This is a genomic window from Chitinophaga sp. CF118 (assembly GCF_900112615.1).
Lineage (GTDB): Bacteria > Bacteroidota > Bacteroidia > Chitinophagales > Chitinophagaceae > Chitinophaga.
Map to the genome: position 1 here is coordinate 146,799 of NZ_FOMK01000015.1, position 12,410 is coordinate 159,208.

The 12,410-nt window shown below is 39.7% G+C and carries 5 protein-coding genes; 1 reads left to right on the top strand and 4 read right to left on the bottom strand.

From position 1 onward, the window contains the following. Nucleotides 1-81: 81 nt before the first annotated feature. The 3 genes from BM176_RS31405 to BM176_RS33040 form a co-directional block, all read right to left on the bottom strand. Complete coding sequence (locus BM176_RS31405) at nt 82-3,552, bottom strand: patatin-like phospholipase family protein (RefSeq protein ID WP_218162322.1); 3,471 nt, start codon at nt 3,550-3,552, stop codon at nt 82-84. A gap of 696 nt (nt 3,553-4,248) precedes the next feature. Further along, nucleotides 4,249-4,446: a hypothetical protein gene (locus BM176_RS33035; protein ID WP_255373623.1), complete on the bottom strand. Its 198-nt coding sequence runs from the start codon at nt 4,444-4,446 to the stop codon at nt 4,249-4,251. Between the two features lie 97 nt (nt 4,447-4,543). Then, entirely contained in the window at nt 4,544-4,816 is a 273-nt protein-coding gene (locus BM176_RS33040; RefSeq protein ID WP_255373624.1) for a hypothetical protein, read from the bottom strand. Nucleotides 4,817-5,116: 300 nt separating this feature from the next. On the opposite strand from BM176_RS33040, the gene BM176_RS31415 reads away from it, so the two are divergent. Further along, nucleotides 5,117-5,905: a carboxylesterase family protein gene (locus BM176_RS31415; protein ID WP_090108374.1), complete on the top strand. Its 789-nt coding sequence runs from the start codon at nt 5,117-5,119 to the stop codon at nt 5,903-5,905. A 110-nt stretch (nt 5,906-6,015) separates the two neighbouring features. On the opposite strand, the gene BM176_RS31420 is transcribed toward BM176_RS31415, so the two are convergent. Beyond that, complete coding sequence (locus tag BM176_RS31420; protein ID WP_090108375.1) at nt 6,016-12,114, bottom strand: papain-like cysteine protease family protein; 6,099 nt, start codon at nt 12,112-12,114, stop codon at nt 6,016-6,018. Nucleotides 12,115-12,410: the final 296 nt, after the last annotated feature.

A 12,410-nucleotide genomic window follows, 5' to 3' on the forward strand; every position in this document is an offset into this window, starting at 1 on the left:
TATCGGGCAAAGAAAAAGGGGCAAATCATCACAAGTGTGATTTGCCCCTCATAATTTAAATCTTCTTTCTACGCATGAAAATTATGGCAGATGCAGTTCATCTATCTTTCTAATTGAATGGTACCCTAGTTTACGATAACTTTCAAACTGGGCTTCGTCAAAAAATTGATCGCCGGTTGACTGTTGCGGAAAGTCAGGATTAGCTAAAGCATATTCCCGGATATCCACAGATTCATCTCCTGTTAAGGTAGTTTTGATGTAGATCAAAGTTCCTTTTTTCTGGCTCTCTCCAGGATAAATTATATCGCCTTTAACAATATGTTTTGACTCTTTATCTTTTTTAGCAATTGCAGTAATATCAATATCAATCTCAACACCAAAGTCAATACGGCACCGCCTGATCGCGTTTGCCAGTCCTTCACAAGCGGCGTCCTCGTCCTGTTCACCATCCCCAAGCAGAATATAATGACAACGTCTCCTAACGAGTTCGTATAAGCCCATGTTATCGAAATGCCCACCATCAGAAAGACAGACAAAATTCATATTAATATCAGATTTGCCAATGAGATCCCGTATCAGGTATAATAAACCAAATGTTGGATTCGGATTTCTCCATTTCTTCCGTCTTGGATTACCTATCCACCAACCTAAACGTAAATTAAACAGGGTTAGTAAAAATGCCAGGGGAGCAGAAGAATGATGACCTGAGTTTGGATTGACCGCAGCACCTGATATGGCCATAGCAGTACCGAGGGTTGGTCCGCCGTTTTTATTGGAGAATTCAGCAGTTGGCCTGTATCCATATTCATAGGTATGATCAATATTGTAAGTAGAAGAGCGTGTGGGGCTAAAGTCGTACCCGCAATACAGGGGTGAAAAAATAAAGGATTCAGCCTTCCTGTCTTGCCTGTCCAGGGCCGACACCACGGTAGCGTTCAGGGCTGCGTTGATAAGCGGGAATGGTCCAAAATAACCATTCTCAACGCATATGGATGATAATAAAATATCATCATTGGTATCAAAACCAGTAAAAGCATTGGCTGTCTTTATCCTGTCTGCCCTGCTCCGCGTTGCCCCAAGGAAAGCCCTGATCAATCGGTTCCGGTAAAAATGATGCAACGAAAATTCATTTACACCAATCCGCCAGCTTAACAGAAGAGTGATGCCCGCCAAAACGAGAGTGAGCAATAGGTTGTTGCACCAGTGCCACTTGCCGGAATATATTGGAGTTAATCCATTATCCGGAAATCTGATTTTTTCGTTAATCCAGGAGCCAATTAAAAGCACGCCAATCATAAAAATAAACGGAACGATTTTAATTATCTTAGCTGTAGGGTTCTTCGTTTTCTTCGAAGTCTCCTCCTTTGATTCAAATGCTTTTTTTACTCCCCAGCCAACAACTCCTGACCATCCACCCATGATACCCAGGGTAGTCAGGATATCCATGGTATCAAGCCGTTTAAAGTAGTATTTCCACAGGTCATGCATAATTAAGGATGCGAAACTAACAATTATCCAAAAGAGTATAAAGCGGTGGATATAACCACCCAGTCTGCCCCACCATTCACGCCGGTAGTCAGGAAACAGGTTGCCCATTAGTGCCATTCTAATAATTACTGCTATTGAAAAAATTTCCAGGATAATGGGTACGCCTGTCACCGCAATAATTTTTTCAGGATCTATTATGGTATGAAGATTTACAAAGTCGTAAATAGTGTTGATATTCATCCAGTATATACCTAACAGGAAAGCGAATGCTGCAGATGCTACTATAGATGATAAGATGATAGCAAGAATAGTGGGCTTGCAGGATTTGTGTGTGTTGTTCTCTAAAGTCTTTGTGGCAATCTCACTATCATTTTGCATCGGATCCTGTCTAATGTGGTAGTTTCCCCGTAATGCAAGCCAAAGGAAGGCTGCAAGTGCAGAGATGGCAATAATAAGGAATATCCACATTCCGGTTTTAATATCAGAAGGAGGTCTGCCTGTTGCGACGAAATACATACTAATTAACAACGCACAAAGGCTTCCCCAGAGTACTAATAAGTGCGGAGTAAAAGCAGTTACTTTCGTCATGTATGAAAGGCTAAGTTTTAACCTTTCCCAAATTTGGGGACAGTGAGCATCTGTCGATTCTTTATCAATTTTGCAAAAAGATCGCATGGCTACGGCGATTAGCAGGGAGCCAGGGATTAGCATGACCATAGTGTACAAAAGAATCTGAAGTGGACTTAGTGCAGTCATATGGTCTTTAGAGGCTTTCCATCCTACATAAATATCCGAAATCAAAGAGAGCACAGTTAACAAGCTAAGTAACAAAACAACCTGGTTAATAACAGTGTTTCTAAGCCACGTTATGCCGGTAGTCCAGGCGTCGGTCGACATAATACCAACGTTAGGGGATAAATAATTACTGAACATCCTAAGCCAGCGAATAGGGCGAACTTCGTCCGCCAGTGGATCTCCGGACTTGTCCGGACTTAAACGGTCATTAATTTTACAGAACGACCCTGACCGTTTTATCCATGAAGTCAACCAGGTGCCAATATAACCGCCACCCGATACTGTTGACATATAATCAAATTGATGAAGGACGTTTAAGCTTGCCAGTCGTTGTAAAATCCCCAAATTAAATGTAGCAGACCTAATACCACCGCCAGATAATGCAATACCCATTAGCTTCATATCTCTGGCTTTTATTAAAGGATCAAATACCTCCTCTTTGTGAGCGTAACTCGTCCGTTGTTCCCTGGTATTATCATCCTTCCCTGCAAATGTTATGCTCCATTCTTTTTCCCTGGCCTTCCTCGCCTTTGATATTTCAATCAGTTCATCCCGGAAAAGTGTTTCAAACGGTAAAGGGAAATTTTTCCCTTTAAGTGCACAGAGAAGTTTATAATCGTTAGTCAGATAACGTTTGGCTTGCTCTTCCTTTCCATTCCACCATGTTTTATAAGTATCTCTATCCGCACTACTCAGGATATCCTTATGATCGGGAACACCGGTTGTATGTAACGGGCCCTCGTATAACTGGTAAAGGCGTATATGATAGGTTTTATTATCCTTATCTGCCAGCGCTAAAATTACCTGCAAGGGCATATATCGTAATCTTTCCACCAGTACGATGCGTTCCTCTGGTTGCGTGTACAGAACAGCCCTGATCCGTTCACGCCAGAAAAATGGAGGCCGAAACAGTACCAGGTCGGTATTTTTGTCCTTATACCCCAATAATGAGGTCCATTGCAGGGTTGAATCCCTGGTCCTCACATTGATTGATAACCATTGCAAAAGATGAAGGATTTTGGTAAAGTATCGTTCTGAGAGGTTGTTAAAATCTGCTACTGTAGGGCTATGCCAGATCAAATCCTTTATCCGGTTTCGTTGACTCAGTCTTAGGTCCTCGACAAGAATATCATCAATAGTTAATTCTACCCAATCTTTTTTGTTAACCAGTTTCTGCGACAAATTATTGGCAGGCTTACTTTTAAGGATGTCCTGAAACAGCGTGAGGTAAGATACTGCCTCGGCCGTAAGATCGGTTACAATGTCCATGCTACACAGTTATTAAGTTTGGTTAAAGGTGAAAATAATACGTGATGTCTGACATGCAGATAACATTATTCGAAAATCATCCTGAGGAAAATTCAAGCAGCAAGAGTTATAAAATGACTATTTATTTTAACAATTCAAATTGTGGTTAATTAGGGAAGAACGTTGCTCTATATATTACGGAGAGTCGATCTTTTATGATGTGAAATTCAGTGTCCTGCTGTAATATCCCGGATTATTTTCCAGATGCCCGTGCATATTAATTCACTCAAACAAAGCTGTTTTGAAAGGCAAATTGAGAAATTCTCATGTCAGAAAATATTTTCTATTATGCTAGTCGATGTGGAAATCTCCAACCCATTAGTTACCCATTAAACAAACTACTTAATAGCTTGTTATGATCATTAGTTTAGGGAAATGAGGTTAAGCACAGGTTAAAAGATTAGATCGACATTATTATATTTAAAAGCTAAGCTAAAGAAATGTGATGGGTTATAAAATACCAAGTAGTTGGTATTTTTCTTCTTTACATAAACTTTATCTGCAATTCAAATTGAACTTCCGCAGAAGATCCATTATTTCAGCCTGAAACTGGAGAATCTGAAGATTACATTTTGGATTATCGTCCCTATCATTCGGCGTTACGATACAATTCTCGAACATATGTCTTTTTGATGTTAGAGGATTGGCCAATATAACTTACTCTGCCTTACCCCGTTTCTGGTCAAAGAAATTATCTACTTCACCAATTGCCGTCCTGGTGCATCTCATAATAATATCCTGGAGGTCTGCGCCTGAACTGTGCAGAGGATCAATTGCTTTTACCAATTTTGCCCTCAATGCAAAAAGTTCCGCTCTATTAAATTTACTTGACTCTTTTACTAATTCCAGTTTCATTCGCTGCTCCTGTTGATCTTGTTTGGGGTTAAATATTCCATTCAGTTGACTGCATTGGTCGCAAACGCCGTTTTTATTTACCAGGGCACACCTATTATCAAAAATGCTGGTCATCGTATCCCTCGAAAAGTTCAGGAGATGTTTTACAACGCCTTCCGTCTTCTCCAGGATGAGGCAAATTTCTTTGATTTGAAAATCGTAAATATCTTTTAATATCAACGCTACCTGGTTTTCTATAGGTAAGGTTTTCGAGATGCATTGCGGTGACATACACCTTTGCACCATGTTGGGCGAATGAACGGGCAACTGCGCCTGCAATTTCTCCCGATGCTGCAAATATCACGGCTACTTTGTCTTTTAGATTTTCCATCTTTGTTTGTTTTTATCTATTGACGATTTAGCCATGCAAAACGATCGGAATTTTTCAAAAAAAATAAACATTATTTCATAATTCATTGATTACAAGCTCCTTTCATTGAAAATGTTTTTTGTACTTCCTCATCTAAAACACGACACCCTACAATGCCACAGTTGCCAGAAACTAATTCCTTTCAAGTGAACTATTTAGGGAATGGCATTCTTTTTGTCCGTCAAAGTGCATATCTTGATAGATATAGCGGGTTGAGAGAACTGGGGTTTCCACATTAGTAATTATTTTCAAAATATAGATATGAAAAAAATTGTTCCTCTTCTTACGCTATTAATAAGCATTCATTTCGCCCAGGCTCAGGATTTCAGCGCATATAAAAAAGCATTCTTTATTCGGGGCAAAGACACGTTACGTTACAGAATTTTATATCCTGAAAACTATAGGAAAGAAAAGTCCTATCCGTTGGTAGTTTTCCTGCATTCTGCGGGCCTAAGAGGGAATGACAATGAACATCAACTCGCCGAAACTGGTCGTTTTTTCTTAAATGATCCGGTCCGGAAAAAATTTCCTGCCTTTGTAGTTTTCCCGCAATGCCCTGCGGACAGCATGTGGAACAAAATCCCTCCGGGACCGCCCTACGATACAACAGTAGCATTTAACCATACGATGAACACCCTGGCACTTTCAACACCGGAACGGTTGGTAAAACTTTTAATTGACAGTTTAGCTGAACATAAAATCGCAGACATAAAAAGAATTTACCTGGGCGGCAGTTCGCTTGGTGCCTTTGGCACTTACGATTTGATAATCCATTATCCCGATTATTTTGCGGCCGCTTTCCCTATATGCGGGCAGGCTAATGTAGAGCTATATCCTAAAAGAGCATCCAACGTTCCAGTGTGGATTTTTCACGGTGCAATTGATGACATTATTAACCCTTGGCCCGATAGGAGCCTGATTACAGCGTTACAGCATAGCGGTGCAAAAAATGCGAAATATACAGAATACCCAGGCTTAAAACATAACATCGATACCAATGTATTTGCTGAGCCAGATTTGTTCCCGTGGTTATTTTCATTTAAAAAATAGCGTAAAGTGTTAAATGAAAAAATGTTTACATCCACTAAATAAGCCGACACAAAAATGGGAATAATCAAGCATTATCGCCTAACTATTCCCATTCGGAAAACAAACAATTTCTACACTACCTGAAAAACAATCTTACTAACATCTACCAGCGAGGTACTACCACCAGCGTCTTGTCGACTACTACCCGTACCAATAAATGCTTTAAACGTTGTCATAGCATCTGATTGGTTCATTTTCTGTCCTATTCTTAACCATGTGTAAAAACTCTGTATCATTCCATCAGTATGACCAGCATACAGCGCATGGTTATATACACCAGGACTGCTGATTGACCATCCATCCGGGGTGATATTCCTTAATTTAGCATCATTAAGGAAGGTGGTAGCATTATTAATAATAAAATAGGCTTTCAGGTCGTCAAGTTTCTCTGTTGCTATTTTTTTGGGGTTAATATTAATCACATTCAGCCATGTTTGTTTTAAAGAGGTTAACAAAGAATGGGCAAATAATGCTTTGAGCAAAGTAACCAAAGATTCAAGTTGCGTCTGACTGGGAATATACAGGCAGGTTTTTACTCCTTTCCCATTTAAACTCGGAAGAGTAGGAATTGCAGGTATTTCCAACGGTGTAATACCGTCCTTTACGGTTCCATCCTGTGATAATCCTTCCTGCCCCCACGGATGATTTACAAATTCAATGCCGATGCTTGAGCTATTAATAGGATCGCCGTGATTAGCCAGTTCGCAGACATCCAGGAACTGAATTATTGAACCATCCTTATTAATACAAAAATGAGGCATCGCTTTGAAAGATTTCGTCGGATTAACATCCGGGAATTTGATAACCGAAAACTGTGAAATAGTTTTAAAGTCGCCAAATCCTGCTGTTTCATGAAGGACTATTTTATCCAGAGCTTCCGGCGCCCTATAAGCACCTGCGCAATATCTCGTTATTGAAGTATCAACCAAATCCTGAAAATGCCTGTCAGAAGTTTTTTTATCTTCAGAAAAACTGCCATCCGGTTTTTTATATAATCCAGTCCAGTTAGTCAGGTTGGCAACCACCGGACCTTCTTCACCATTGACAACAAGCGTATTTTCATTCACTGGATTAAAAGCCCTGACCCGTGTTTGATTATCACCGGAACCTATTATAGCACCTCCGGTAGTATTTCCATAAAGGGATTTATCATAAGCATCTTTATAGTAAATGAGTAAAGGTATCTGTACATCTTTTACTGCATCTATGGTTTTCACCACATTCTCAGTTTTGGCTATAAATACAGAGAGCGCTTCGTCATACTTACTGCCTGTAGCGGGATCAATAATGGTAAACATGGTTGTATTGCTGCTGTCATCGCCTTTAATACCTATAAGCAAGCGACCATGCAGCATTTTAGGGTCTGAACTTTCAAGGTCAATCACCCATATTGGTCCATTCTTCTGAAGAATATCATAATAAAAACTAACAGGATATTCAGTATTGGAGGATGCCATTTTCAACCTGGTAGTATTACAAAAAGCACCTAGTTTCTCAATGGTGATACCGGTTTTTATGAAGGGAATATATTCCGGACCAACTGCAGTGATATAATCATTAACTGACTGATTTTGCTTCTTCTTCCAGTTAGCCATCATCGTAGTGACCGTAGCCCAGCAAGCATTAGGGGTTTGTTGTTTTATTGGCACTATTGTTCCAGGTACAGTAAAATCATACTGAGGACCTTTATCGTTTATGGTTTTAAACTCTGCTGTTTTAGAGCCTCCAACCGTAGTTTCTGTTGCCGAAAAATTCCCCTTTCTTGTTTTGGCTAAATCGACCGCCGCACTTATTGGAGACGTTTCCTGTTTTTTACTTTTAGTCTCCTCTCCTTCCGATTTCCCGCCATCAATCTGCTGTTGCAAATGTTGTTTTGTAAGCTTATTGTATTCTTCCTGACTAATCGCTCCGCTGTCCCTGGCTTGTTTTAAAGAATCAGATATTTTATCGGAGTGCTGCGTATTGTGATCCTGCATGGCCAGTTCTTTGGCCATTTCCGCATAGGATTTTGCACTATCCTGGTTTGATAAATATGTTTTTAATGCAGTCTGCTGTGTTGCATCCAAACCAGTTATGTCTTTAAATACGCCGCTCTTTCCAAGTAAATCTGACAAGCCCGCCAGTCCTGCGCCTGGAGTAGGCAGAGCAGGTGCATTCTGAATATTCACCATAGGTGGAGCGAAGTCTTTAAAGGCAGCCTTCCAGTCTGTAATAGTGGGTGTAGGTACTGTTATTGGAGCAAAAGGCGTTGGTTCGTCTGTATTAGGAAACTTATTCCAATCCTGCAGACGGTCGGTTTCAATTTTTTCACAGGCATTGCAATAAGATTGTAGTGTTTCTGCAAACACACCTCTTGAAGGCACACTAATGCGGTAAGGCTCTACCGGTGTAAGTGGTTTGTAATGGTCGAACAGTGTAACTTCTTCCGGGTTGCCGTTAGGTGCTGCTTCCTCAATAAATGAGTTGCTCACCTTATAACCTGCGGCCACAGGGAATACCAGGGAGTTACCCGCAACTGTTATCAACTGATTCTTAACCACAGAGGCCAGGCTTCTTAAATTAGGGAGTTTAGCCCCTGCCCTGTCGTACAGCTCAATTCCAAAGCCATCCAGCAACATATATCTCCTGTCTGGATCCAACCGGTACCAGAGGATTTTATTGTAATATTCAAGATTGCTGTTTAAGTGTTCGATGAGTTTATTGACGAGGAAAATATCTTCTTTTCTTGGGTTCCTTTTTTCTTCGGTATTTTCCGGAATATATAATGTTGTTCCGTCCAGTAGATCGTCGCCGCTGTAACCATAAAACAGCGGTCCGTTGTAATGCGGTGTTGAGTAATATATTTGAATGCTTTGAACATTCAATAAAATATTTAAACTTTTCACGGTTGCATCATTGCTGTCCAGTGTGATATGCTCTTCAAATTCATTGCGTTTTAAACCTGTTTGTCCATCAAAATCTACCTTCATTAATCTTTCGCCACCATTGTATTTAGCCGAAGTTGAAAAATCACCAGTTATACTTTTTCCACCCTTCATTGGTTTAAAATATATAGTTTCTACTATCGCCTTGAATAAGTCCGGAGCAAGCCTGTTATTAAATACATCGTCCCATTCAGAAATCAACTTACCAAAGAAATATCGGTTCAGCATATCAGCTATATTGTCGATATCATTTACGATATTACTTCCCTTATTAAGTATCCTTGCATATGCATTCCACTGCGCTGTATCAATGCGGGTTAGTGTAGTATCAAATAGTTTTGCATCAAATTTCACTATTCGTATGCAGTCTTTCGGAGGTACAGAGGTAAAATTGGGATCTACTTTCACATAGTCATTCATATCCGGACGTGTGAGAGAAGTTTTACCAAATAAGCCATCACCAATATGGCTAAGGAAATCACCAAAATCTGTCTGGGTTGTAATCAGAGGAAATGTTTTGATGCGGTCATATAGTGTTTTGGGTTGTTCAATATTCACTCTGATGTCTATAGAACCTGTAATATTGGTGATCCGCTCATCATCATAGGATCCTGATGGAAAATCAACATAGGCATAGTTGGATTTTATTCTTTCGTTGGCATCGAATGCTTTAAGCAGTGGGTGCTGATAACCACCACCAAAGCCAACCACAGACATATAAGTATTGGAAGGCATTGGCAACAGGCGGGGAGCAATCACATCCCGCCATTTATAAATATTTTCGGGAGAAAAGTTTGTCATCAGGAAAGGTACAAACACACATTCTTCCACACTTGACAGCTCCTGGTAAACTGCAAAATGACGCAATACTTCAAAATATAAAATAGTGAGTGCATGACAATGATTGTGATTTGCTACCACTTCGGTAGTGGCTGAGTATTTTTGATTTTCTTTTACGGTAGTTACAACAGAAGAATTCAATTGCCTGTAGCTTTCGGAATTCTGCATAATGCTTTGCTTCAATTTCTCATCGAAAAACTGCGACACATCTCTTGCACTGTTTTGTGAAGCAGAAGCGTCTGTAGTGGAAGTTCCCCCGGATACGCCTAATGAAGCACCAAAACCACCATAACTAAAACCAAGGCCACCACCGGCGCTTATACCACTTGTAGTGGCGGTGCTTTGCCCCTGCATAGCTTCATTCAGGTTTCCACCCAATTGATCCGTAACAGTTCTGTCGTTTACAATTGCTGCTGCCAGTTTTTCTCTCTGGGTAGATTGTTGCGTTTCAGATCCCAGTAATGAATGAGTAGAATCAAAGACAACTATTTCTTTTTTCTGTCCGGGTGCCAGTGCCAGTGAATATAACAGATCTCCCAGGGAATAACCATCTGCTTTAAACTTCGACTTGTAATGCAGGATGTGGCCAGTAGCAATAGTCACTGCCTGATAAAGTTCTAAATTAATCTTATCACCCGGATCATCCTGCCATTTCACTATATTGTTCAGATCGATAGGTTTTCTCTCGATTTTTCCTGGCCCTGGTGTTAACTGAAAAGCCACGTCGATTGGGCTTTTGGTTGAGGTACCAGCAAGGAATTCATTAACTGATAAGATAGAAGACAAGTTTGTTGTCTTTGTCAAAGTATAGTTTGCAACATCCGGGTCGGAAGTACGGACTACTGCCTGATAATTGTATTCACTTAATGTACGGTTAGGCGTGGAGAGATTGATGCAGCCCCCGCCCAGGTCCTGCGAATATTCGTCAGATTTTATCAGGTCGTCATGATCAGGCAGCCGGGAAGCTTTCTTGGGAGAATGGCAATCGCAATCATCTTCTTTATCAGGAGAGCAATCGGCATTAGTAACCAGCAGGAATAAAAAATCGTCGGAAATGGTTTGATTATTCTCATTATCATTTGACACAGGAACACTAACAGGATCGTCCGGTGCAAGGGAAACAATTGCCTGTGCTTCAGTATAACGTCCAAAAGGATATGGCATAAAGAAGTTTCCCGAATTATCCGTCTTTGCAGAACCTACGATCTGGAATGTTTCCCCACCATCTTTTTTTGCCTTGATGATTACTGAAATGTCTTTAAGAGAACAGTCCTTATTATAAGCGATCACCTGTCCTCTTATTTTTTTATTGCTATCGGGAGGAGCTTTTTTGTCAAGCGGCGTAAGTCTGACAGGCTTCATCAACGGGACTTCTATCTTTAGTTCCTGTAATTCCGGTGCATCAGGCGCAAATTGTTTTGACCATAATATAGAGCCATCAAAACCTTTTACTTTTATGGAAAGAGTCCCCTGTATATTGGTGAGAATTATTTTTCTATCGTCAGTAAAGGAAAAGTTAATACTGTTGTTTTGAAGAGAGTCCCCGGCTTTTTCCATATCTACATGGATGGCCTGGTAAGTGTTCTTTCCATCATTGATTGTATATTCTAATAGAAGGTCGTAATACGACAATTCGTTTTTAGTAATTATTGAATTGTCACTTGTCAGGACGGTAAACTTCCCGGCAGCATCAACTGTTTTTATTTCAGGAATTGAAAGAGGAAAATCAAACAGGTCGGGGAAACTCCTTATTATTATTTCCCATGCTTCAGGGTTATCGCTTTTTAAAATATCTAAAACGGCAATTCTTACTTCATCAGGGATTTTTTTCAGTAAGAAAGGAAACTCAGTATTAAAATCAATTAACTTCAAAATAATCTCCAGTAGGTAAAATTCGTCCTGCGATGGAGAAAATTTGCTCAGTCTCTTCAGCAGGCTGAGATAGGAGTCTTTATTAATTAAGATCAGATGTTCTGTATCAAATTCAAGATTGTTTACCCTATTGAACATAAGGTGTTGGGGTATCAATTTATAAAAATAAATTGCTTCAAATGACTTACTCCCAATTTTATTTACTGCATCAACAGTATATTCAACTTCAATTGTTGTAGAGAAATTATCCAGTTTCTTGCTGTCAACCGAATACAATAAAAACTTCTGGAAGTTTAAATCATCCTTACCAATGATAATATTATCAGGCAGCTTCACCGTATACTCTCTTGAACTTAAATCTTTATCAATAATCGTTGAATCTGTACCTATAATCTTTCTGGTAATGGGCTCATTGCCGGCTGAGTTACTCTCAGCATATTCATACACCGGTATTTTAAAATTTAAACTGATACTTTTTACGGGTGCCTTTTTAAAATCTCCACTATAGATGAAGCTTTTTTGTAGAGTTTGCATTGCTAATTAGTTTATGTTTTACAATTCGTTTGTGTAGTACAGATTCAAATAAAACATTCTATCTTTCCTGGGGTCAATTCCATTTTTCACGGAGATAAAATAGATCGACTAAAAGTAAAGACAGCAGAAAATGCAAACAATACCAGATATATGGGGAATACTTATGGCATCAGGTAAATCAATACCATGAATATGGTATTATTATAATGGACCCCGAAAAAAGGACCGGCAGTTAAGATAAAAAATTTTAATCTTAAATTGCCTACATAATGACAAAAAAGAGCAGACGTAAATTT

Coding starts and splice junctions, on each gene's coding strand:
- BM176_RS31415 (WP_090108374.1), top strand. CDS start 5,117: ATGAAAAAAATTGTTCCTCTTCTTACGCTATTAATAAGCATTCATTTC.
- BM176_RS31420 (WP_090108375.1), bottom strand. CDS start 12,114: ATGCAAACTCTACAAAAAAGCTTCATCTATAGTGGAGATTTTAAAAAG.
- BM176_RS33035 (WP_255373623.1), bottom strand. CDS start 4,446: ATGAAACTGGAATTAGTAAAAGAGTCAAGTAAATTTAATAGAGCGGAA.
- BM176_RS31405 (WP_218162322.1), bottom strand. CDS start 3,552: ATGGACATTGTAACCGATCTTACGGCCGAGGCAGTATCTTACCTCACG.
- BM176_RS33040 (WP_255373624.1), bottom strand. CDS start 4,816: ATGGAAAATCTAAAAGACAAAGTAGCCGTGATATTTGCAGCATCGGGA.